The following is a 21,016-nucleotide window of genomic DNA, read 5'->3' on the forward strand; positions in this document are numbered from 1 at the left end:
GCGCCCCTTTTGGCCTTGCGCGGCATGCCGGGCGCTGTGGCCGCGCGCCGTCTTCAGTCACCTGCGACTTTACCGTTCGGCGACCGTCAGCCGGGTGGTCGGCTCCGTTACTTTCTGAGCCAGGACACCGACCAACGCCCCACCTGCCACACCAACCCCGACCACCCGATCAAGATCCACAACCCTCTCCGAAAGAGTCCCACCCAACAGCGATCATGGCCTGGTCCCGTCCTACCCGGCACCGGACCGGCACTGCGCCAACAGCACGACCGGTCGGACGATCAGCACAGATCACCGACGCACAAACAGCCGACCACTGCACCACTGCACCAAGGCCCACGCTCACATCAAGCCTCAAGTCCGAGGCACTGACACTCAACGCCCCGAAGGCGGCCTTCAGGGCATGTCGAAACCCGCTGGCCCCGCACCCCGGCCTGCCCGCACCATGCACCCCATGACCTGGTCCGGACTGCTCGCCTTCCTGCCCGCCTCGCTGCTGCTCGCGATGGTGCCCGGGGTGGGCACCGCCATGCTGATCAAGCAGTCGGTGCGGGGCGGGCGGCGTGGGGCGCTGGCGACCGTGGCCGGGATGGAGGCTGGCGTCGCGGTCTGGGCGACCACCGCCGCGCTGGGGCTGTCCGTGCTGCTGTTGGCGTCCGAGGTGGCCTACGAAGCGCTGCGGATCGTCGGCGTGCTCGTGCTGTTGGGTTCGGTGCGCGGGCATTGTTCGGCCGGCACCGGGTGGAGCAGGCCGCGCCGACCCGTGGCTCGGGGTTTCGGGCCGGGCTGCTGGTGAACCTGGCGAACCCGAAGCTCGCCGTGTTCGCGATCTCGTTCCTGCCTCAGTTCGTGGCGCCGGGCAGCCCGCGCTGGGCGCTGGTAGCGCTGGCCGCGCTGTGGGTGGTCGTGGACACCGTGTGGTACCTGCTGATCGTCGCGCTGCTCACCCGGATCCTGGGGTGGCTGCGGCGAAGCGTGGTTCGCCGCCGGCTGGAACGGGTCTCCGGCGCGGTGCTGATCGGGCTCGGCGTCCGGCTGGCCGTCGAGTCCGCTTAGGACCGCCAGGGCAGGTCGGGCAGGTGGGCCATGGCGCAGAAGTCCCTGCAGCGGGCGAGTTCGGCGTAGCGGCCGGCCAGCAGGAGCGCGCGGATACGCTGCGCCTGCTTGGTGGTCGGTAGCTCGCCGGCGAACAGGAATGGCAGGGCCAGCCGCCAGCCGGCGACCGCCACATCGCGGTGCCGGTGCGGCGCGCGCAGGCCGGCGACGGCCACCCGCAGCGCGTGCTCGTTGGGCGTCATCGCGACCGGGAGGGCCTGGTGGTCCCACGCCCAGCGGGCGCCGTCCGCCGCAGCGCAGTCCACGCAGCCCAGGTCGCCGGAGCCGACCTGGCCGCCGCAGACCGTGCAGGTCAGCAGCCACAGCGCCCAGTCGACGCAGGTCCACGGGAACGCGCCCACGCTGGCGGCGCGCACCCGTTCGGCCAGCGCGCGCTCCTCGTCGGTACCCGTCTGGACCCGTTCGGCGTCCAGCAGCGCCCGCCAGTCGGCCCACCAGAGGTCGTCGATCCGCTCGGCACAGATGGCGCACTCCGGGTAGCCGCGACCGACCAGCTCGCCGCAGTTCGAGCAGGGCACGGGCGCCTCGGGCCTGGGCACACGCCGGCCACCCGGCGGGAACGGCGCAGGCAGGCCCATTCCCGAAAGGTACGCCGCCTTGGTCATCTCGTCCCCCTGGCGGCATCGCGGCAACCATGACTATCGTCGGGTTTGCCAACTGAACAGCACGCGGGAGCTCGCGCCGTAGCGGGCTGAGAGGGCGGTTGGGTCACACCGGACCCGGCGCCGCCGACCGCCTGAACCTGACCGGGTAATGCCGGCGTAGGGAGGAAGTCCGCATGACCGCTCTTTCTGACCGCTCCGTCCGTCCCAGCGTGACCACCGGGCCGATCACCGGTTCGCACAAGATCTACCGGGAGCACGGCGGTCTCCGGGTGCCGATGCGCCGGGTGGACCTGACCAACGGGGAGCATTTCGACCTGTACGACACGTCCGGCCCGTACACCGACCCGGACGCGACCATCGATGTCCACAATGGACTGCCGCGGCTGCGCGAACCGTGGATCACCGCCCGGGAACCGGTGAACGGCGCCGTCACCCAACTCGCCTACGCGAAGGCCGGCGTGATCACCGAGGAGATGCGGTTCTGCGCCGCACGCGAAGGCATGGACCCCGAGCTGGTGCGTGCCGAGGTGGCCGCCGGCCGCGCGGTGATTCCGGTCAACCGCAGGCATCCCGAGTCCGAACCGGCGATCATCGGCCGGCGGTTCCTCGTCAAGATCAACGCCAACATCGGCAACTCGGCGGTGTCCTCGTCCATCGAGGACGAAGTCGACAAAATGGTCTGGGCCACCCGCTGGGGCGCGGACACCGTGATGGACCTGTCCACCGGCAAACGGATCAACGAGACCCGCGAATGGATCCTGCGCAACTCGCCGGTGCCGATCGGGACCGTCCCGATCTACCAGGCCCTGGAGAAGGTCGGCGGCGACCCGACCCGGCTGTCCTGGGAGGTCTACCGGGACACCGTCATCGAGCAGTGCGAGCAGGGTGTCGACTACATGACCGTGCACGCCGGTGTGCTCCTTCGCTACGTCCCGCTGACCGCCAACCGGATCACCGGAATCGTCTCGCGCGGCGGGTCGATCATGGCCGCCTGGTGCCTCGCGCACCACCGGGAGAGCTTCCTCTACACCCATTTCACCGAACTGTGCGACATTCTGCGTTCCTACGACGTGACGTTCTCACTCGGAGACGGGCTGCGGCCGGGTTGCATCGCCGACGCCAACGACGAGGCGCAGTTCGCCGAGCTCCGTACCCTGGGCGAGCTGACCTACATCGCCCGCTCGCGCGACGTCCAGGTGATGATCGAAGGCCCCGGTCACGTGCCCATGCACAAGATCGCCGAAAACGTCCGGCTCTGCGACGAACTGTGCGGCGAAGCCCCCTTCTACACCCTCGGTCCACTTGCGACGGACATTGCACCGGCCTACGACCACATCACCTCCGCCATCGGCGCAGCGCAGATCGGCTGGGCCGGCACCGCGATGCTCTGCTACGTCACGCCGAAGGAGCACCTCGGCCTCCCCGACCGCGACGACGTGAAGACCGGCGTGATCACCTACAAGATCGCCGCGCATTCCGCGGACCTCGCCAAGGGCCACCCGCACGCCCAGGACTGGGACGACACCCTGTCCCGCGCCCGCTTCGAGTTCCGCTGGGTCGACCAGTTCAACCTGTCGCTGGACCCGGACACCGCCCGCTCCTTCCACGACGAGACCCTGCCGGCCGAACCCGCCAAGACCGCCCACTTCTGCTCCATGTGCGGCCCCAAGTTCTGCTCCATGAAAATCACCCAGGACGTCCGCCGCTACGCCGCAGAACACAGCCTGTCCGAAGTGGACGCACTCGACGCCGGCATGCGCGAGATGTCCGAGGAGTTCCACCGCCACGGCGACCACGTCTACCTGCCCGTGGTGGATTGACCTATCCAGGAAGGAGCGTGCGCAGGCGCTGGACAAGCAGCGCCGGGTCAGCCGGTGCCAGTGTGCGCCACCAGCTCCCATCGCGTGCCTCATGCTCGACGGCGAGGTAGCGACCGCCCGCGACGTCCACATAGGACAGCGGACGGCCGCAGACGCGGTGATGACCGTCGGCGGTTCGCCGGGACACGTAAAGCTGACCGCCGCCGGTCCGCGGCTGGGCGAGCAGCCGCCGCATCCGTGCCGCCGTCCCGGTGGGCCGCACGGCCGTGACGATCCCTGGCGCCCGGGACAGCTCGTCGGCCGGCGCGGACAGCGCCTCGCCCGTCCCTTTCGGCATGCTGGGCAGTTCGTCGACCAGCGCCTGCGGCCCGCGAACACCTCGCCTGGGCCGCAGCGTGACCGTGTCGCCGTCGACCGTGGCGACCAGCGCCGCGCCCGCGACCAGCGCCGACCGGGTGTCACCGGCACCTTCGTGGAAGAAGGCGTAGTAGCGGACGGTCGCGGTGGCCAGCAGGCGCAGCGTGCCCTCGAACGCCTCGCTGAGCCGGTCCCCGGAGGCGAGCCCGCGCTCAGCCAGGTCCGCCCAGGCCCGGTCGGTCACCTCGGCAAGCGACGTCCCGAACGCGACGGGTCGCCCGGGCAGCAGCGGCGTCGGCAACTCGCCCAGGTCCAGAGCGAGCCACCCGGTGAGGAAGCTCGGAAACGGCAGCGAGATCCGCCGCAGAATGATCACGGCTGAGGCTCGTCAGCACCAATCACCGGCGGGCAGACCGGCGGCGTGTCATCCCAGAACTCGTCGTGCCAGTCGACCGGCCCGAACTTGTTGCGGTGCTCCTCGTCCTCAGCGGCCTGCGACTTGCCACCTGGCGGGACCAACCCACCAGGATTGCCGGGGCCACCACGCGCTCCAGCCGGTGCCGCTGCACGCCCAGTCCTCGCCTCACCCTCGGGAGCACCGCCCAGCCGACCATCCGCGCCGGGCCGACCCTCGGGACCTCGACCACCACTTGCGTTCCGCCCACCAATGCCAGGTTCTCCGGTCCTGGTCGACGGAACCCGGCCGCCGGAGCCCGGTTCACCGGTCGTCCCAGGGCCGGGCACGCCGACCAGACCGGCGGACGGCCCGCCACCGATCGGAGTCCGACCGCCCGGTGCCTCTTGTCCCGCCGGCAAAGGAGAACTCGTCACGGGAGAGCTTGAGTGTCCACTGGAGACAGTTGAACCCGGCTGGCTCGGAGACGGGCCAGTCTCGATCGGAGGCGGACCAGATTGTGTCGGCGGGCGCGGTTCGGGACTCTCGGGCGGCGAGTCCCCACCCGAGGCAGGCGTTGGTTTGGGCGGCACCGGCCACTCCACCTGACCAGGGTCGGACGGCCGCACCGGTCCATCCGGAGTTCGAGCGACGTCCGTGGTGACCACCACCGGCTCCTCGAACCGCGGGTAGCTGTCGCCGTTGGCCCGCGTGAGATCGCCGTACTGCCGCACCAGCTCGACATTGCGAATGCTGTTGGCCTGCTTGGCCTGCAACGCCTTGTCGTAGTTGGTGTCGCCCGGCCAGACATCGTTCCACCACGGCTTGTCCGGCACCGCGACCGGCGGCGACAACCGTGCCTTGATATCCGAGAACGCGCTGCTCTGCGCCATCACCGTCGCCTGCGCTGTCACCGCCGAGTCCAGCGCCTGCTCAGCCCACGCTTGCACGGGAGACATCGCGCCATGCGCGGCATCCGCGGCCGAACCCGTCCACGCCGCCTTCGACTCCGACATACCCTTCGCGACCAGCAACAGGACCTCCCGATAACCGTCCCTGACCATCCGCCAGCCGTCTGCAGTGTTGTCGAGACCCTGCGTCCCTCGCCCGTTGTGGAACCAGTTGTACGTGACCTCGTCGTCGATCCCCAACAACAGCACCGACCCGATCGCCCCACCGACGTCAACCATCACCGACCACCCCTCAACGTGTCGATCACCAAGCTTGCAGCCTTGTCCGACACCGAACACGCATCCTTGTACTCAGGCGACCTAAGTCCATTCACGAACGCCGCCACATCGAACACCAGATCATGGCGGACGCCGACCGTCGTTTGGCAGATCCCTTCAGCGGTGTGATTGCCATCGCGATCCCAATGGACCGCGGGGTAGCCATTGATCTCCCCCGCCTCCTCAAAGAACGCAAGCCCGCGACGGCGGTCGTAGGCGCCCTCCCATCCGCCCTGCGACTTGCTCACGATGAGCAGGTCGATCCGGGCCCCGGCGGAGGGATCCGAGGGATTCCACTTGCAGGTCGGCCCGGTTCTACTGTCTTGCAGCTTGCCAGGCTCATAGATGGCGAACGGCGCGAGTTGCTCAAGGGTGAGCAGGTCACAGACCCGGCTCTCGTAACTGGCCAGATCCAACTCAGCCGAGTGGATCGGAGGGGCCTTGCTGCTGATGTGCGACGGCGAGGTTGGTGGCGGTGTGCTCGTATCACCGGGCGCCGGCATCGGCTGTCCCGGCGCTTGCGTGGCACACGCCGTGGCAGTCACAGCCATTGCGAGCCCTACGATAAGTAGCCTGCTCATCAGCCATCAACCTGGAATCGCCTGGTACCCAGAGCTTCGTTCTCTCGGTAGGCCGCGAGCGAGGTCCGGAGGTTGTCGATGATCGCATGGAACACTTCCTGCGCACGCAGGTTGGAGCGCAGAAGACCTCCCGGTTCCCCGCCCGCTGTCCGCACGATATCCGACACCGCCATCGGGCTGAACGGATCTTCCCCCGGCGCCTCAACAACGTCCACGATCCCTTGGCCGTCCCGGTAAATGTCCCGCAGTTTCTCCCGGGCCTGCTCCAGGTACCGGACGAAGACGTCGACGTGGTCGGGGTCGATGGTCAGCTTGCCGGTGCCGCCGTCGGGGTAGCTGATGTACATCGAGATGCCCGAGCCGGCCTGGCCGAGGGGCTCGTTTTGTCCCACGGTCAAGCACGGTAGCGCACCGCATCGGGGCGTGTACCCAGAATCACCGGATCGGGCCAGTGCGGCCGAGGCGGCAACGGTCAGGTACGCGGCGGCGATTGCCGCAGCGATTCGCAAATTTCCACGCAATCTTGGTAGGGGTTAGTCGTTGTCGAACCATTCTAGGTGGGCGTCGGCGAAGCGTTGGTAGAACTCCAGGAGGCGTTCGGGGGTGTAGGCGCGGTGGAGTTCGGGGGTTTCGCCGTCGAAGTAGATGAGGCTGTCGAGGGTTGAGAAATACAGGCCCCAGAGGAGGAGTTCGGCGGTGGAGGGGGAGTTCCGGAGGAGTCCGTAGATCGCGAAGAGGCGGGGCTTGTGGAGGTGGACTTCGGCGGCGAGTTGGGCCAGTTGGTCGGTCATGGCGGTAACCTGACATGTTGACGGCGGTGACAGCAATCTGACCGACCTATCGTGTGATTGCGTAACTGATGTCGGCGCCGAGAGCATTCGGCGCATGACACTCCATCCGAATCCGAGCGTGCGGTCTCGGCAGGTTTCCATCCAGTTGCGGCAGCTTCGTGAGGAGGCCGGTTTGACCGGGGCGGCCGTTGCGGAGGCGCTTGGCATGTCGCCGAGCAAGGTCAGCCGGCTGGAGACGGGTAGCCGTGGGCTGCGCGTGGACGATGTCGCGGCGATGCTTGGGCTGTACCGGATACCGGAGCGGCAACGTGAGCAGATCCTCGACCAGGTAAGGAAATCGAGCGAGCGCGGCTGGTGGGAAAGTCAGGGCCTCGGCCTCCCGGAGCTGTGGAAGGCATTGATCGACTTTGAGTCCCGTGCCATCCGCATCCAGAACTACGAGTCAATGTTTGTCCCCGGCCTGCTGCAGATCGCGGAGTACACCGAAGCAATCATCAAAGCCATCAACAAGACGCTGAGTCTCACCGAAGTGAAGAAACTCGTGGCGTCGCGGATGGCACGCCAGGCCGGGCTGAGCCGCCGGGAACTCCAGTTCCTTGCCGTCATCGATGAGGGGGCGTTGCACCGCCCGATTGCGGAGAGCGGCGTCATGCGCAGGCAACTGCGTCACCTGATGGAGTCCGCGGATCGCCCCAACGTCACGCTGCGTGTGGTGCCCTTGCGGGTGGGGCCACACGCCGGGCTTCGCGGTCCGTTCGCCTGTCTCGAGTTCACGGAGGAGCCCAGTCTCGTCTACCTCGAGAACCATCACGTCGGCATGTTTCTGGACGAGAAGGAAGACATCGCGGCCTACCGTGTCGCTCTCGGCAATATCCTGAACGAGGCACTGAAGCCGGCCGAGTCCCTTGAGTTGATCTCTGAGATAGCCGGCGAGCACAAGTGAATGAGGAGGCGGCGGCATGGACGCGCTGGGTCTGCCCGGGGTGAGGTGGCGCAAGAGCAGCCGCAGCAGCGACAACGCCAACTGCGTGGAGGTGGCATTCGCCGGGCCGGTGGTCGGGGTTCGGGACTCCAAGAACGCCGGTGGGCCAGCCCTCAGTATTCCCGCTGTGAGCTGGGCGGCATTGCTGTCCCGGTGGGAGCGGTAAGGGCGTTACGGTGGGCGGATGGCGGAGGCTCCACCGAGGGCGTTGACGATTGCCGGGTCGGACTCGGGCGGGGGCGCGGGGCTGCAGGCTGATCTGCGGACGTTCTTCGCGTGCGGGGTGCATGGGATGACCGCGGTGACGGCGGTGACCGTGCAGAACTCGTTGCGGGTGAGCGGGGTGGTGGAGATCCCGGCGGAGGTCGTGGCGGCGCAGATCGAGACCGTCGCGTCCGACATCGGGGTGAATGCGGCTAAAACGGGCATGCTGGCTAATGCGGACATTATTGCCGCGGTGGCGAAGGCGTGTGACGGGGTGGGGATCGGGCGGGGTGGGCGGATTCCGTTCGTGGTGGACCCGGTGGCCGCGTCGATGCATGGGGATCCGTTGCTGCACAAGGATGCGCTGCGGGCGCTGCGGGAGGATCTGTTTCCCCGGGCGACGGTGGTGACGCCGAACCTGGACGAGGTGGCGCTGCTGACCGGGATCGACGTGCGCAACGGGGAGGACCAGCGGGCGGCGGCGGCCGCGCTGGTGGAGTTGGGGGCGGCGTGGGCGTTGGTCAAGGGTGGACACATGCGGGACGACCCGGAGTGCGTCGACCTGCTGTATGACGGGGTCACGTTCATCGAGCTGCCGGCGGAGCGGGTGGACACCCGGCACACGCACGGCGGTGGCGACACGATGGCGTCGGCGATCACCTCGGCGCTGGCCAAGGGTGCGGACGTGGTCTCCGCGGTGCGGTTCGGCAAGGAGTTCGTCACCCGGTCGGTGCGCAATGCTTACCCGCTGGGCAGCGGGGTTGGCCCGGTGTCACCGTTCTGGCGCCTCGCTCCCGATGATCGTGAACAATCGGGCGCGTGAACGCTCGCGCACAGATCAAACGGTTCGTCGACGACAGGCGTTTCCAGCGGTTCATCGCCGTCGTGATCGTGGTGAACGCGCTCACGCTGGGTCTGGAGACCTCGGCGAAGTTCGTTGACCAGGGCCACGACCTGCTGACCGCCGTCGACCGGATCGCGCTCGGGATCTTCGTGGTGGAGCTGGCGCTGCGATTCATCGCGTACGGATTTCGGTTCTTCGCCGACCCGTGGAGCGTGTTCGATGTCATCGTGGTGGGGATCGCATTCGTTCCCACCGCCGGACCATTTCTGGTGCTTCGGGCGTTCCGTGCGCTGCGCATCATGCGCCTGGTGTCGGTTCTGCCGAGAATGCGCCGGCTCGCCAGCGGGATTCTCCGGGCACTGCCGGGGATGGCCTCGGTCGGCGCGCTGATCATGCTCATCATCTACGTCGCCGGCGTGGTGGCCACCAACCTGTTCGGACAGGTCGCGCCGGACTACTTCGACGACCTCGGCACCTCGCTGTTCACGTTGTTCCAGGCCATGACCGGCGAGGGGTGGCCGGACATCGCCCGGGAGGTCATGGCGAAGGAGCCCCTGGCCTGGATCTTCTTCGTGATCTACATCGTGGTGTGCACGCTCGCGGTGCTGAACATCCTCATCGCGGTGATCGTCAGCGGGATGGAGCAGGCGAGCACCGACGAGATCGTGGAGATGGAGGAGCAGCAGGCTCAGTCCGACCAGGTCCTGTTGAACGAGATCCGGGCGCTGCGGGACGAGGTCAGGGCGCTGCGCGAGGAGCGGGCTTAGCGGGGCGGGCTGGAGGCCTGCGCCCAGAAGCGCTGCGGGATGCGGCCGGCGGCGCGGGCCAGACGGCCGGCGACGACCGCGTTGCGCATCGCGGCGGCCATCCGCTCGGGGTCGTTGGCCCTGGTCACCGACGTCGCGAGGAGGACGGCCGCACAGCCGAGCTCCATGGCGAGTGCCGCGTCGGAGGCGGTGCCGATGCCGGCGTCGAGCACGACCGGGACACCGGCGCGGGCGACGATCAGCTCGATGTTGTGCGGGTTGCGGATGCCGAGGCCGGTGCCGATCGGGGAGCCGAGCGGCATGACCGCGGCGCAGCCGGCCTCCTCCAGGCGTAGCGCGAGCACCGGGTCGTCGTTGGTGTAGGCGAGGACGGTGAAACCCTCGCGCACCAACGTGTTCGCCGCGTCGAGCAGCTCGACCGGGTCGGGCAGCAGGGTGCGGTCGTCGGCGACCACCTCGAGCTTGATCCAGTCCGTGCCGAGGGCCTCGCGGGCGAGTTGGGCGGTGAGCACCGCCTCGGCCGCGGTGTGGCACCCCGCGGTGTTCGGCAATGGGTCGATTCCCAGGCGCCGCAACACATCCAGCACGCCGGAGCCGCCCGCGCCGTCCACCCGGCGGATGGCCACGGTGGTCAGCTCGGTGCCGGAGGCGACCAGCGCGCGCTCCAGCACGGCCAGGTTCCCCGCCCCGCCGGTACCCATGATCAGCCGCGACGCGTACTCCCGGCCGGCGATGATCAACGGATCGTCCATGGTCAACCTCCTTGCACCGCGGTCAGAACCTCAACGCTTGCGCCGTCCGGGAGAACCGTCCGATCGTGCTCGGCACGCGGCACGACCACTCCGTTCACCGCCACCGCGACCCCGGCCGGCTGGATGCCCAGCGCGGCAAGGAGATCGGCCACGGTGCTGGCGTCGGCCAGCTCCCGGTCCGTGCCGTTGACCCGAACTTCGATCATGTCGCTCCCTTCCGGCTGCCGAGCAGGCCGAGCACCGTGTCCGCGGTGATCGGGGCGAGCAGGAAACCGTTGCGGTGGTGGCCGGTTGCGGCGAGCACGCCGGATTCGAGCCAGCGGATCACGGGAAGGTTGTCGTGGCTCCCGGAGCGAAGGCCGGCGGCGCACTCGACCAGGGCATATTCACTCAGGCCGGGGAGGACACGCTCGGCGTCGGCGAGGAGGTCGCGGACGCCGCGGACGGTCACCTCGGTGTCGAAGCCGGCCTCGTACTGGGTCGCGCCGAGCACCAGTTCGCCGTTGGTGCGCGGCACCAGGTAGACCGGGCGCGACTCGACGAGCGCGCGCACGGTTCGGGTGGGCGGCGGCAGGGCGCCTTGCCGGGCGCGCAGCCGGAGGATCTCGCCCTTGACCGGCCGGATCAACGGCGCCAGCGCGGGGTGCAGGCGGCCACTCCAGGCGCCGGCGGCGATGACGGCCGCCGAACATTCCACAGTGGACCCGTCGGTCAGCTCGACGGCGCCGGGCCGGACGGTGCGGGCCGAGGCGGCGAGGAACTCGACGCCGCACTGGTGCGCGGCCTTCTGCAGGCTGCGCAACAACTCGCGGTTGTCCACGGCGAGATCGCCGGGGATCATCAGTCCACTTCGGACACTTGGCCCGATGCTCGGCTCGAGCGCGCGGAGCTCGCGGCCGGACAGTTGCTGGACCTCCCGGCCGAGGTGAGCAAGGTGCGTGGCGAGGGTGTCCAGCTCGGCCGCGTCGGCGCCGTCCAGCGCGGCGACCACCGTCCCCTCGGTACACAGGCCCGGGTCGCCACCCAGCTTGCGAAGCTCGGCCGCGAACGAAGGCCAGGCGGCGAGCGAGGAAAGCCCGAGCGGCAGCAGACCCTCCTCCCCCGGTCCGGACTCGGCGACCGGGGCGAGCATGCCGCCGGCCACCCAGGACGCACCGGTGGCCGGGGCCGGGTCGACGACCCGCACGGATCCGAACCCGGCCGACGCCAGCCGCCAGGCCACGGACAACCCGATGACCCCGCCGCCGATGATGGTGATCTCGTCGCTCATCTCGCTCCCTGCGCCGGCATGACCCGGATCAGGTTCGACGGTCGGGATCGGCGGATCCCCTCTCAGCCCGGTTCCTCCGGGCTCCCGTGCGCACCAACCGCCACGGTAGCGCATAACGTTGCCCCGTGCCGGGACTCGACGCCGACCAGATCCGACAGCGCCTCGCCGGCGCGCGCCTCTACCTGTGCACGGGCCTGCGCCCCGACCTCGCGGAGTTCGTCGACGCCGCGCTGGCCGGCGGCGTGGACATCGTGCAGTTGCGGGAGAAGAACCTCGAAGCCGGCCCCGAGCTGGCCGCGTTGGAGATCATCGCCGAGGCCTGCGCCCGGCACGGCACACTGCTCGCGGTGAACGACCGCGCCGACGTCGCCCTCGCCGCGAACGCCGACGTGCTGCACCTCGGCCAGGACGACCTCCCGGTGCCCTGGGCCCGCCGGATTCTCGGCGACGACATCGTGATCGGCCGCTCGACCCACGACACCCGGCAGGCCACCGCGGCCATGACCGAACCGGGCGTCGACTACTTCTGCACCGGCCCGTGCTGGCCGACCCCGACCAAGCCCGGCCGGCCCGCCCCCGGCCTGGACCTCGTACGCGCCACCGCCCAGACAGCGCCGGACCGGCCGTGGTTCGCCATCGGCGGCATCGATCTGGCTCGGGTGCCGGAGGTTGCGGCGGCCGGAGCGACGCGGGTCGTGGTGGTGCGGGCGATCACCGAGGCTGCGGACCCGCGGAGGGCCGCTGAGCTGATCAGGGGTGCACTGCGATGAATGCCTCATTCAGTGCACTGGATGCAGTGAATGAGGCATTCATGGCAGCAAGCGGCGGACGAGCTGGCAGGGTTCAGCTCGTCCGCCGCCGTGTCCTGGGGGGAGTTCAGGACACCGGTATTGCTCTTCGTCAGCCGGTGACCAGGGTCAGCCCGAAGCGGCTGAGCACCTCGTTGACCGGCTGGTGGAAGGTGGTGCCACCGGTGCTGCAGTTCCCGGAGCCACCGGAGGTGATGCCCTGCGCCTGCACGCGGGTCGCGCCGTTCGGCGAGACGTAGGCGCCGCCGGAGTCACCCGGCTCGGCGCACACGGAGGTGCGGGTCAGTCCGCCGACGATGTCGCCGCCGCCGTAGTTCACGGTCTGGTTGTTGGCCTGGATCGTGCCGCAGTGCCAGCCCGTGGTGGAGCCGGAGCGGCAGATGCTCGAGCCGACACCCGCCTGGCTGGAGCCGGCCACGGTCACGTCGCTGCCCGAGGAGAACCGGTCGACCAGCGCGGTCTGCACCGCGGCCGACGAGGTCACCTGGATGATCGCGTAGTCGTTGCCGGGGAACGAGAACGAGGCCACCGGGCCGATCGTCCCGCCGGAACCGCTCCACGTGCCACCGAGCTCACCGCAGTGACCCGCGGTGATGATGTAGCGGGTGCTCCCGGCCCGGGCGCTGAACGCGATGGAGCAGCGGGCCTGGCTGTTGCGGATGGCCTGGCCGCCGATCAGGTTCCACAGCGGCCTCGGGGCCTGCGCGACGCTCTCGACCCGGGCACCCTGGCTGGCCGCCCAGGCCGCACCGGCCGCGTCGGAGCCGGCGACCGACGCCACCACCGAGTTCGTGGTCTGGTCGACATACCAGCCGGTCACCGAGGCGGGTGCGGACGTGGACTTCTGGTCCATGGCCGCCTTGACGGCATCGAGCTGCGCGGCACTGCGCTGCACGACCTTGGCGGTCGCGCCGGCGGCCTGGACCTCGTTCACCCGGGACGCGTCGGTGACGGCGACCACGAGCTTGCCGGAGGCGCTGTCGAACCAGGCGCCGCCGAACGAGCCGCCGAGGCGCGGGGTCAGGGCCTGCTCGGCCAGGGCGGCGGTGTTCTCCTGGGCGGCCCGCGCCAGCGCGGCGTCGGCGGACAGGCCCAGGTCACGCTGCAGGGCCTGGAGCATGCCGACGTTCGCGGCGGCCTGGGGAGCCGCGGCGGCGGGGGTGGTCAGGGACGTGGCCAGACCGGCAGCCAGGACGGCGACGCCGGCCAGCCGGGCGACATTCAATCGGTTCATCTGCGGTCTCCCTCGTTGGGTTGCAGGGCCATGGGGAGCGTCGGGAATGTCCGGTCCACGCTCCCTTTGGTGTAGAGGGACTAACGGAACGCCACCCTTTTGGGTGACCCTCCAACGGTGAACCTATGTGTAGTCGTCCTGTTACGGAAGGGTCCGATCGGGGGGAACAGTTGTCACATCTCCCCTGGCTTGACTACCCATGGTGATCAATGCGGGGGGACGGATGCGCTGGGCGACCCGGTCGGCGTTGTGGTCGTGACCGGCGGTTCCGTGCTCGGCACGCTGGTCGGTGGCGTCGTCGAGGTTGTCGGATCCGTGGCCGGCGGTGACGGGGTCGTGCTGGTGACCGTTGATGGCACGGACGTCGTCGTGCTCGCCGGACTCGGTCGCTCGACCGGTGTGGGCCCGCGTTGCGGCCGGATGATGCCCCCGATGGTCGTGCCCTGCCCACCGGAGACCGGGTGACCGGAGATCCACTCGAAGCCGGTGATAGCGAGCATGCCGAGGGCGAAGGCGAGCCCGGTGGCCACGATCAGGGCCGGCCGGCTGAGACGGCGCGGTTGGCCCTCATTCTCACTCGACTCGGTGTCGCCGTCGGGTTGCGACTCGTTCGCCCGTCCGATGACCTTGGCTTGGGCCAGCCGGACGCGGGCTCGGGTGTGCTGAATGGACCGGGCATAGGCCGCGGCCGCGATGGTGGTCACCACGCTGGCGACGCCGGCGCCGAGCACAGTGCCGGCCACACCGAGGGTGGAGCCGAGCAGCGCCGCTGTGATCGCCGCGAGGCCGCTGGTGATGACCTGGAGGGTGAAGCCGGTTTCGCGTTTCTTGCTCATGATCCTTTCCGGGTCGAAGGTCCTTCCCGTCGTGGTGACGCGGGCGGCCGGCTCTGGGTTGGCCGCGGGTGAGCACCGCCACGCCAATTAGTCCACTGTGGACAGTTGGGCGTGCGGCACACTGGGAGGGTGGACCTGGTGACGATTGACGAGATCCGTGCGGCGGCCGAGATGATCCGGGGGACGGCGGTGCGGACGCCGCTGCTGCCGTGCACGTGGGCGGAGGCGGGGCGGCCACTGTGGCTCAAGCCGGAGAACCTGCAACCGGTCGGCGCGTTCAAGATCCGCGGGGCGTACCACGCGATCGCCAGGCTGGGGCCGGACGTCGGCGGCGTGGTGACGTACTCGAGCGGGAACCACGGTCAGGCGGTCGCCTATGCGGCGCGGGCGCTCGGGATTCCGGCGGTCATCGTGGTGCAGGACAACGCGGCGCCGGTCAAGATCGAGGCGACTCGCGCGCTGGGGGCGGAAGTCGTTGTGGTTCCGTTGACCGAACGGGAATCCGTCGCGGCCGAGATCGCCGAACGGCGCGGTGCGGTGCTGGTTCCGCCGTTCGACCACCGGGACGTCATCGCCGGTCAGGGCACGATCGGGGTGGAGGTCGTCGAGGATCTGCCGGACGTCGACCTGGTGCTCGTGCCGGTCAGCGGCGGCGGGCTGATCTCCGGCATCGCGACCGCGGTCAAGGCGCTGCGCCCCGGCGTCCGGGTGGTCGGTGTGGAACCGGAGTTGAGCGCGGACGCGCGGGACAGCCTGGCGGCCGGCGAGCTGGTGCACTGGGCGCCGGAGCAACGCGCGCGGACGGTCGCCGAGGGCCTGCAGTCCGAGCCGTCCGAGCTGACCTTCGCCCACCTGCGCAAGTTCGTCGACGACATCGTCACGGTCAGCGAGGACGAGATGCTCGCCGCGGTCACGATTCTGGCCCGCCGGTCCCGGTTGATCGCGGAGCCCAGCGGGGCGGTGACCACGGCCGCCTACCTCAACCGGGGCGCGGACCTGCCGGCCGGGCGCACCGTCGCGGTCGTCTCCGGCGGCAACATCGAACCGGATCTGCTCAGGCGGCTGACGGCCTGACGTTGTGCACCGGCTCGACGTGGACCGGTGGACCCTCGACGCCGCAATGGAAGCACTCGCCGGGGCGGGGTGACTCGGGGACCTCGGCCGGGGTCGGTTCGGCGGCGAGCACGTCGTTGCGGATGCCCAGGGCCAGCAGGCCGCCGAGGGCGCAGAGGCCGGCGCAGACCCACATCGCGATGCGCCAGCCGGCGGTGAGCGCGGTGGGGTCGGTGTAGGAGTCGCCGGTGAGGCCGGCGACCGCGGGCAGGACGGCGACGGCGAGCAGGCCGCCGGTGCGGGCGATGGCGTTGTTCACCCCGGAGGCCACGCCGGCGTGCCGGTCCTCGGCGGAGGCCAGGACCGTGGCGGTGACCGGGGCGACCACGCAGGCGAGCCCGAGACCGAAGACGGTCACCGCCGGGAGCACGCTGCCCAGGTACGACGCGCCGGGCGCGACCCGGGTCAGCAGCACCATGCCGAACGCGATCACGATCGGGCCGGCCACCAGGAAGGGACGCGGGCCGAACCGCTGGGCGAGCTTGCCGGAGCGCGCGGAGAGCAGCAGTAGGATGATCGTGATCGGCAGGCCGGAGATGCCGGACACCGTCGGCGAGTAGCCCAGCGACACCTGCAGCTGCATGACGAACAGCATCATCACGCCACCGAGCGCCGCGTACACCACGAAGGTCAGCGCGTTGGCCACCACGAAGGTGCGGTCGGCGAACACGTCCGGCGGCACCAGCGGGTCGTGCTGGCGCGTTTGCAGGACGACGAACCCGGCCAGGGCGAGCACGCCGACGATGCCGGCGGCGAGCACCACCGGGTCGCCCGCGCCCCGGCCCGGCGCCTCCACCAGCGCGGCGGTCAGGCCGGCCAGCCCCAGCGCGCCGAGCACGGAGCCCAGCACGTCCGGGCGCCCACCCATGGTCTGGTCACAGGACTCCGGCACGTGCCGCCGGGCCACCACGAAGCACACGACCGCCAGCGGCACGTTGATCAGGAACGCCAGCCGCCACGACCACGCCTGCACGACCAGGCCGCCGACGAGCGGGCCGACCGCACCGGCGATCCCGCCGAGCCCGGACCAGGCGCCGATCGCCCGGGCCCGGTCCTCGCGCACGAACGCGGACTGGATGATCGCCAGCGAGCCCGGCGTCAGCAGTGCGCCGCCGATGCCCTGCAGCACCCGGGCGGCGACCAGCATCCACGTGGACTGGGCCACGCCGCACAGCACGGACGCGGCGCCGAACCAGGCCACGCCGAGGGTGAACACCTTGCGCCGGCCGTACCGGTCCCCCAGCGAGCCGGCGATCAGGATCAGCGCGGCCAGCGCCAGCATGTAGCCGTCGAGGATCCACTGCAGGCCGGCGACCGAGGCGTCCAGCTCCTCACCGATCTTGGGCAGCGCCACGTTGATGATCGTGCTGTCCAGGAACGCCATCCCGGAGCCGAGGATCGTGGTGAGCAGCACCCAGCGCGCGGTGGGCGTCCCCCACTGGACCACGCCGCCGTTGGCCGCGGGCGTCGTCACGGCGTCACCTCGCAAGCTCGCTCACGGCCGGTTCAGCGTGGCGACGAACTTGTACCGGTCACCGCGGTAGACCGAGCGCACCCATTCCACCGGTCGCTCCTCGGTGTCGAAGGTCTGCCGGGACAGCAGCAGCATCGGCATGCCGACGTCGGCGCCGAGCACGTCGGCCTCGTGCGGGCCGGCGAGCGCGGTCTCGATGGTCTCCTCGGCGTGCCCCATCTCCACGTCGAACTTCTCGCGCAGCACCTGGTAGAGGGAGAAGCCGCTGGTCACGTACTTGCGCAGGCCGCGGAACCGGGACAGCGGCAGGTGCGTGGTCTCGATGGCCATCGGCTCGCCGTCGGCCAGGCGGAGCCGCTGCAGGCGGAGGATCTTGGCGCCCTGCCGGATGGCCAGCAGCCGGGCGAGCTCCGGGTCGGCGGGGAACTCCGCCACGTCGAGCAGTTTCGACGACGGCTCGCGGCCCTGCGCCCGCATGTCCTCGGTGTAGGAGGACAGCTGCAGCCGCTGCGCCACCTTCGGCTCGGCGGCGAAGGTTCCCTTGCCCTGCACGCGAAGCAGCCGCCCCTCGACGGTGAGCTCGGCGAGGGCCTGGCGGACGGTCGTACGGGACACGTCGAACTGGGCGGCCAGCGAGCGCTCGGTGGGAATCGGGGAGCCCGGCGGCAGCGAGCTGAGCACCTCGAGCAGATGCCGTTTCAGCCCCCAGTACTTCGGCTCCCGCTGCACCCGGGTCAGGGTGTCGTGCGCCTCGCTTGTCGACGTGTCGAGCATTGCTCCTCCTCGAACGGCTCCCAGGTACAGAATGCCTGCCGTCGCCGACAGAAGCGATCACGCCGCACCCATTCGTCACATCTGTAACGGCCCGCATAGCGGCCGGTAACGGGCCGTCAGCGGGAACGCTCCGTTAATATTGGTCTAGACCTGAAGATCTGCCAAGGAGGCTTTGCCCATGACCGGACCGCTGCCCGGCGAGCGGATGCGGAGCGAGATCGTCGCGCAGCCGACCGTACTTGCCTCCGTCGCCGAGCGCCGCGCGGAGATCGCGCGGGTGGCCGAGGTGATCGACCGGCGCGCGCCGCGGTTCGCCGTGCTGGCCGCGCGCGGCTCGAGTGATCATGCCGCGCTGTATGCGAAATACCTGATCGAGGTGCTGCTGCAGCTGCCAGCGGGGCTCGCCTCGCCGTCCACGACGACGCTGTACGGCGCGGAGCCGGACCTGACCGGGGTGCTGTTCGTGACCGTGAGCCAGAGCGGAGGTTCACCCGACCTGGTGGAGGCGACCCGGGCCGCCCGGCGGCGGGGCGCGCTCACCGTCGCGGTCACCAACACGCCGGACTCACCGCTGAACGAGGTCACCGAGCTGGCCGTGGACATCGGCGCGGGCACCGAGCTGGCCGTGGCCGCCACGAAGACCTACACCGCCAGCCTCATCGCGCTGTACCTGCTGATCGACGCGGTGCGGGGCGGCACCGGCGAAGCGGTCGCGGAGATCGGCGAGCTGGCCGAGCGGACGCTGGCCGGCGCGGCGGACCCGGTGCGCGAGGCGGTCGACCACTACCGGTTCGTCGAGCGCGTCGTGACCACCGGCCGGGGCTACTCGTCGGCCACCGCCGCCGAAGCCGCGCTGAAGCTGGCCGAGACCAGCTACCTGGCCGCCCGGGCGTACAGCGGCGCGGACCTGCTGCACGGCCCGGTGGCCGCGATCGACGCGGAGACCGGGGTGCTGGCGGTGACGTCTGCGGGACGCGGCGGGGAGGCCATGCGGGACGTGGTGGCCGCGGTGCGGGAGCGCGGCGCGGACGTGCTCGCGGTCGGGTCGGCCGCCGCGGACGTGGACGCCGGTCTGCGCATCGAGGTGCCGCGCACGGCCGAGGAGGTGGCGCCGATTCTGGAGGTGCTTCCGTTGCAGCAACTGGCTTTGGCGCTGTCGCTGGCGCGTGGCGGGGATCCGGACCGGCCGCGGGGACTGCGGAAGGTCACCCGCACGCGGTGAGAATCCCTACACTGCCGGGTCATGAGACGCACCTCGTTCGCCAGGTGGCCGTGCTCGATCGCCAGAACCATGGACCTGCTCGGTGACCAGTGGACGCTTCTGGTGCTGCGCGAGGCGTTCTACGGGGTGACGCGGTTCGACCGGTTCCAGGAGTCGCTGGGGATCGCACGGAACACGCTGACCGAGCGGCTGGACCGGCTGGTCGGCGCCGGGCTGCTGAACCGGGTGCGCTACCAGGAGCGGCCGGCGCGCTATGAATACGTGCTGACCGAGATGGGCCAGGACTTCTTCCCCGCGCTGGCGGCGATCATCCACTGGGGCGACCGCTGGCTCGGCGACCCGTCGGCGCCGCCGATCACCTTGTGGCACAAGGATTGTGGCCGGTCCACGCACGCCGAGGTGCACTGCGCGCACTGCCAGGGCGCGCTCACCAGCGAGCACGTGACGATGCAGCCGGCGGGGCCGGGGTGACGCCGGACGGCTGCGTGGTCGGGGTGGACGTGGGCGGCACGTCAACGCGGGCGCTGGTGATGAGCCTGGACGGCACGGTGCTCGGCCGGGGTGCCGCGGGCGGGGCCAACCCCAACTCGCACCCGCCGCCGGTGGCCGCGGGCCGGGTGGCCGAGGCGGTCGCGGCGGCGTTCGGGTCGCGGGATCCCGGCACCGCCCGGCATTGCGTGCTGGGCCTGGCCGGGGTGAGCAAGCTGAGCGACCCGGCGGTGGGCCGGGAGTTCGACAGCGCGCTCGCCGGGATCGGGCTGTGCTGCACGGTGACCAGCGTGTCGGACGCGGAGGTGGCGTACGCGTCGGCGACCGGTGAGCCGGACGGCAGCGTGCTGGTGGCCGGCACCGGCTCGATCGCGGTCCGGATCGCGGCGCGGCGCAGGGGAACCGTGGCCGGCGGGCACGGCTGGCTGCTCGGTGACGAGGGCTCGGCGTTCTGGATCGGCCGCGAGGCGGTCCGGGCCACGCTGCACGCGCTGCGCTCGCAGGCCGGCATCGGCCCGCTGGCCACCGCCGTGCTGGCCGAGGCCCTGCCCGGGGAGTTGGACACCGATCCCGGCTGGCGGGAGCGGTACTACGCCCGGTTGATCACCGCGGCCAACGCCGAGCCACCGATTCGGCTCGCCCGGTTCGCCGCGCTGGTCAGCACGTACGCCACGGCCGACCCGGCCGCCAAGGAGATCGTCGACGCTGCCGCCGCGACCCTGATCGACCTGCTGCACGCCGTCCGCGCCCCGGCCGAACGCACCCCGCTCGTGCTGATCGGCAGCGTGGCCGGCGTCGGCACCCCGGTCGGCGAGGCGCTGCGCGCCGCGCTCACCGCCCAGTCGGAGGGGCCGGTGCTGGACGCCGCGGAGGCCGCGGCGGGCGCGGCCTGGCTCGCCGCGCTGGAGGTGCTCGGCCCGGAGGCACCTCGACCGATGCCCTGAAGGCCGCCTTCAGGACACTCAACGTCAATGCCAGGGACTTGAAGGGCTCAGTTGGCGCTGGCCTGATCACGTCCGCACGACACCGGGTCATGGTGCGGCTGGTGTTGCCGGCGGTACACCGGAGCGGTTCACCTGCATGATCGCTGTCGAGTGTGGCTCCGTTGGAGGGAGTTGTGGATCTTGATCAGGGAGCCGGGGCTGGTGTGGCAGATGAGACCAGCGGGACGCTGCCCGGTGTCCTGAAGGACGCCTTCAGGACGTTCCATGACAATGCCAGGGACTTTAAGCCGGGGTGAGTGTTGATCACGGTTGGTGGGTGATCGGCGTGGTGAGCTGACGGGCAACGAGGCTCCGCGCTAGGACTGGTGATTGTCGAAGATCATCAGTTGGAGCGGGGAGCCTCGTTGGT

General features: G+C 70.3%; 24 protein-coding genes and 1 riboswitch. Of the genes, 12 read left to right on the forward strand and 12 right to left on the reverse strand.

Annotated elements, in window-relative coordinates; genetic code table 11:
• Positions 1–454: 454 nt before the first annotated feature.
• Together VGR06_RS41295 and VGR06_RS41300 are read left to right on the forward strand one after the other, a co-directional pair.
• On the forward strand, positions 455–796 hold the full coding sequence (locus VGR06_RS41295; protein ID WP_327564705.1) for a LysE family translocator: 342 nt from the start codon (positions 455–457) through the stop codon (positions 794–796).
• A complete protein-coding gene (locus VGR06_RS41300) occupies positions 793–1,056 on the forward strand; it encodes a LysE family transporter (protein WP_327564706.1) in 264 nt (87 codons plus the stop codon). Before VGR06_RS41295 ends, VGR06_RS41300 begins: the two co-directional genes overlap by 4 nt.
• Here the strand turns inward: VGR06_RS41300 and VGR06_RS41305 are convergent.
• Positions 1,053–1,721, reverse strand: a complete 669-nt coding sequence (locus VGR06_RS41305; protein WP_327564707.1) for a hypothetical protein — start codon at positions 1,719–1,721, stop codon at positions 1,053–1,055. The genes VGR06_RS41300 and VGR06_RS41305 overlap by 4 nt on opposite strands.
• A gap of 173 nt (positions 1,722–1,894) precedes the next feature.
• On the opposite strand from VGR06_RS41305, the gene thiC reads away from it, so the two are divergent.
• On the forward strand, positions 1,895–3,541 hold the full coding sequence (gene thiC, locus VGR06_RS41310; protein ID WP_327564708.1) for a phosphomethylpyrimidine synthase ThiC: 1,647 nt from the start codon (positions 1,895–1,897) through the stop codon (positions 3,539–3,541).
• A 1-nt stretch (position 3,542) separates the two neighbouring features.
• Here the strand turns inward: thiC and VGR06_RS41315 are convergent, their stop codons facing one another.
• From VGR06_RS41315 to VGR06_RS41330, 4 genes are all read right to left on the reverse strand, one after another.
• Positions 3,543–4,274 (reverse strand): ESX secretion-associated protein EspG, encoded by a 732-nt coding sequence (locus VGR06_RS41315; protein WP_327564709.1) that lies wholly within the window; start codon positions 4,272–4,274, stop codon positions 3,543–3,545.
• A 1,207-nt stretch (positions 4,275–5,481) separates the two neighbouring features.
• Positions 5,482–6,102 carry a DUF3558 domain-containing protein gene (locus tag VGR06_RS41320; RefSeq protein WP_327564710.1) on the reverse strand — a complete coding sequence of 207 codons (621 nt, stop codon included), beginning with the start codon at positions 6,100–6,102 and terminating at the stop codon, positions 5,482–5,484.
• Complete coding sequence (locus VGR06_RS41325) at positions 6,102–6,494, reverse strand: hypothetical protein (RefSeq protein WP_327564711.1); 393 nt, start codon at positions 6,492–6,494, stop codon at positions 6,102–6,104. The genes VGR06_RS41320 and VGR06_RS41325 overlap by 1 nt, the downstream gene beginning before the upstream one ends.
• Before the next feature lie 141 nt (positions 6,495–6,635).
• On the reverse strand, positions 6,636–6,893 hold the full coding sequence (locus tag VGR06_RS41330; RefSeq protein WP_327564712.1) for a hypothetical protein: 258 nt from the start codon (positions 6,891–6,893) through the stop codon (positions 6,636–6,638).
• 94 nt (positions 6,894–6,987) lie between these two features.
• On the opposite strand from VGR06_RS41330, the gene VGR06_RS41335 reads away from it, so the two are divergent.
• From VGR06_RS41335 to VGR06_RS41350, 4 genes are read left to right on the forward strand one after another with little or no spacing between them, the layout of a single operon-like run.
• On the forward strand, positions 6,988–7,836 hold the full coding sequence (locus VGR06_RS41335) for a helix-turn-helix transcriptional regulator (RefSeq protein ID WP_327564713.1): 849 nt from the start codon (positions 6,988–6,990) through the stop codon (positions 7,834–7,836).
• Between the two features lie 16 nt (positions 7,837–7,852).
• Positions 7,853–8,041 (forward strand): DUF397 domain-containing protein, encoded by a 189-nt coding sequence (locus VGR06_RS41340; RefSeq protein WP_327564714.1) that lies wholly within the window; start codon positions 7,853–7,855, stop codon positions 8,039–8,041.
• An 18-nt stretch (positions 8,042–8,059) separates the two neighbouring features.
• The gene (thiD, locus tag VGR06_RS41345) at positions 8,060–8,902 is read left to right on the forward strand and encodes a bifunctional hydroxymethylpyrimidine kinase/phosphomethylpyrimidine kinase (RefSeq protein ID WP_327564715.1); all 843 of its coding nucleotides are present in this window, start codon (positions 8,060–8,062) and stop codon (positions 8,900–8,902) included.
• Positions 8,899–9,690 carry an ion transporter gene (locus VGR06_RS41350; RefSeq protein WP_327564716.1) on the forward strand — a complete coding sequence of 264 codons (792 nt, stop codon included), beginning with the start codon at positions 8,899–8,901 and terminating at the stop codon, positions 9,688–9,690. The genes thiD and VGR06_RS41350 overlap by 4 nt, the downstream gene beginning before the upstream one ends.
• Here the strand turns inward: VGR06_RS41350 and VGR06_RS41355 are convergent.
• From VGR06_RS41355 to thiO, 3 genes are all read right to left on the reverse strand, one after another.
• A complete protein-coding gene (locus VGR06_RS41355; protein WP_327564717.1) occupies positions 9,687–10,442 on the reverse strand; it encodes a thiazole synthase in 756 nt (251 codons plus the stop codon). The two genes, VGR06_RS41350 and VGR06_RS41355, sit on opposite strands and share 4 nt — an antisense overlap.
• A 2-nt stretch (positions 10,443–10,444) precedes the next feature.
• Positions 10,445–10,645, reverse strand: coding sequence for a sulfur carrier protein ThiS (gene thiS / locus VGR06_RS41360; RefSeq protein WP_327564728.1), 201 nt, complete (start codon positions 10,643–10,645; stop codon positions 10,445–10,447).
• Entirely contained in the window at positions 10,645–11,712 is a 1,068-nt protein-coding gene (gene thiO, locus VGR06_RS41365) for a glycine oxidase ThiO (protein WP_327564718.1), read from the reverse strand. Before thiO ends, thiS begins: the two co-directional genes overlap by 1 nt.
• Positions 11,701–11,810: riboswitch (TPP riboswitch) on the reverse strand. Its footprint overlaps the gene before it by 12 nt.
• Before the next feature lie 27 nt (positions 11,811–11,837).
• Here thiO and thiE point away from each other — a divergent pair.
• On the forward strand, positions 11,838–12,482 hold the full coding sequence (thiE, locus tag VGR06_RS41370; RefSeq protein WP_327564719.1) for a thiamine phosphate synthase: 645 nt from the start codon (positions 11,838–11,840) through the stop codon (positions 12,480–12,482).
• 130 nt (positions 12,483–12,612) lie between these two features.
• Here the strand turns inward: thiE and VGR06_RS41375 are convergent, their stop codons facing one another.
• Positions 12,613–13,755, reverse strand: a complete 1,143-nt coding sequence (locus VGR06_RS41375; protein ID WP_327564720.1) for a S1 family peptidase — start codon at positions 13,753–13,755, stop codon at positions 12,613–12,615.
• Between the two features lie 206 nt (positions 13,756–13,961).
• Complete coding sequence (locus tag VGR06_RS41380) at positions 13,962–14,591, reverse strand: hypothetical protein (protein ID WP_327564721.1); 630 nt, start codon at positions 14,589–14,591, stop codon at positions 13,962–13,964.
• A 129-nt stretch (positions 14,592–14,720) separates the two neighbouring features.
• On the opposite strand from VGR06_RS41380, the gene VGR06_RS41385 reads away from it, so the two are divergent.
• Positions 14,721–15,665 (forward strand): threonine/serine dehydratase, encoded by a 945-nt coding sequence (locus tag VGR06_RS41385; RefSeq protein WP_327564722.1) that lies wholly within the window; start codon positions 14,721–14,723, stop codon positions 15,663–15,665.
• Here the strand turns inward: VGR06_RS41385 and VGR06_RS41390 are convergent.
• Together VGR06_RS41390 and VGR06_RS41395 are read right to left on the reverse strand one after the other, a co-directional pair.
• Positions 15,646–17,178, reverse strand: a complete 1,533-nt coding sequence (locus tag VGR06_RS41390) for an MFS transporter (RefSeq protein ID WP_327564723.1) — start codon at positions 17,176–17,178, stop codon at positions 15,646–15,648. The two genes, VGR06_RS41385 and VGR06_RS41390, sit on opposite strands and share 20 nt — an antisense overlap.
• Positions 17,179–17,199: 21 nt before the next feature.
• Positions 17,200–17,952: a GntR family transcriptional regulator gene (locus tag VGR06_RS41395; protein WP_327564724.1), complete on the reverse strand. Its 753-nt coding sequence runs from the start codon at positions 17,950–17,952 to the stop codon at positions 17,200–17,202.
• A gap of 178 nt (positions 17,953–18,130) precedes the next feature.
• Between VGR06_RS41395 and VGR06_RS41400 the strand changes: the two genes are divergently transcribed.
• Genes VGR06_RS41400 through VGR06_RS41410 form a run of 3 tightly spaced genes read left to right on the forward strand, consistent with a single transcriptional unit; the run spans position 18,131 to position 20,607 of the window.
• Positions 18,131–19,174, forward strand: a complete 1,044-nt coding sequence (locus VGR06_RS41400) for an SIS domain-containing protein (RefSeq protein WP_327564725.1) — start codon at positions 18,131–18,133, stop codon at positions 19,172–19,174.
• A 21-nt stretch (positions 19,175–19,195) separates the two neighbouring features.
• The gene (locus VGR06_RS41405) at positions 19,196–19,645 is read left to right on the forward strand and encodes a helix-turn-helix domain-containing protein (protein WP_327564726.1); all 450 of its coding nucleotides are present in this window, start codon (positions 19,196–19,198) and stop codon (positions 19,643–19,645) included.
• Positions 19,642–20,607 carry an N-acetylglucosamine kinase gene (locus tag VGR06_RS41410; RefSeq protein ID WP_327564727.1) on the forward strand — a complete coding sequence of 322 codons (966 nt, stop codon included), beginning with the start codon at positions 19,642–19,644 and terminating at the stop codon, positions 20,605–20,607. The genes VGR06_RS41405 and VGR06_RS41410 overlap by 4 nt, the downstream gene beginning before the upstream one ends.
• Positions 20,608–21,016: the final 409 nt, after the last annotated feature.

Source organism: Actinophytocola sp. (assembly GCF_036002505.1).
Taxonomy (GTDB): Bacteria; Actinomycetota; Actinomycetes; order Mycobacteriales; family Pseudonocardiaceae; genus DASYTH01.

Coding starts and splice junctions, on each gene's coding strand:
- VGR06_RS41295 (WP_327564705.1), top strand. CDS start 455: ATGACCTGGTCCGGACTGCTCGCCTTCCTGCCCGCCTCGCTGCTGCTC.
- VGR06_RS41305 (WP_327564707.1), bottom strand. CDS start 1,721: ATGACCAAGGCGGCGTACCTTTCGGGAATGGGCCTGCCTGCGCCGTTC.
- thiC (WP_327564708.1), top strand. CDS start 1,895: ATGACCGCTCTTTCTGACCGCTCCGTCCGTCCCAGCGTGACCACCGGG.
- VGR06_RS41320 (WP_327564710.1), bottom strand. CDS start 6,102: ATGAGCAGGCTACTTATCGTAGGGCTCGCAATGGCTGTGACTGCCACG.
- VGR06_RS41330 (WP_327564712.1), bottom strand. CDS start 6,893: ATGACCGACCAACTGGCCCAACTCGCCGCCGAAGTCCACCTCCACAAG.
- VGR06_RS41335 (WP_327564713.1), top strand. CDS start 6,988: ATGACACTCCATCCGAATCCGAGCGTGCGGTCTCGGCAGGTTTCCATC.
- VGR06_RS41340 (WP_327564714.1), top strand. CDS start 7,853: ATGGACGCGCTGGGTCTGCCCGGGGTGAGGTGGCGCAAGAGCAGCCGC.
- thiD (WP_327564715.1), top strand. CDS start 8,060: ATGGCGGAGGCTCCACCGAGGGCGTTGACGATTGCCGGGTCGGACTCG.
- VGR06_RS41355 (WP_327564717.1), bottom strand. CDS start 10,442: ATGGACGATCCGTTGATCATCGCCGGCCGGGAGTACGCGTCGCGGCTG.
- thiO (WP_327564718.1), bottom strand. CDS start 11,712: ATGAGCGACGAGATCACCATCATCGGCGGCGGGGTCATCGGGTTGTCC.
- VGR06_RS41375 (WP_327564720.1), bottom strand. CDS start 13,755: ATGAACCGATTGAATGTCGCCCGGCTGGCCGGCGTCGCCGTCCTGGCT.
- VGR06_RS41380 (WP_327564721.1), bottom strand. CDS start 14,591: ATGAGCAAGAAACGCGAAACCGGCTTCACCCTCCAGGTCATCACCAGC.
- VGR06_RS41395 (WP_327564724.1), bottom strand. CDS start 17,952: ATGCTCGACACGTCGACAAGCGAGGCGCACGACACCCTGACCCGGGTG.
- VGR06_RS41400 (WP_327564725.1), top strand. CDS start 18,131: ATGACCGGACCGCTGCCCGGCGAGCGGATGCGGAGCGAGATCGTCGCG.
- VGR06_RS41405 (WP_327564726.1), top strand. CDS start 19,196: ATGAGACGCACCTCGTTCGCCAGGTGGCCGTGCTCGATCGCCAGAACC.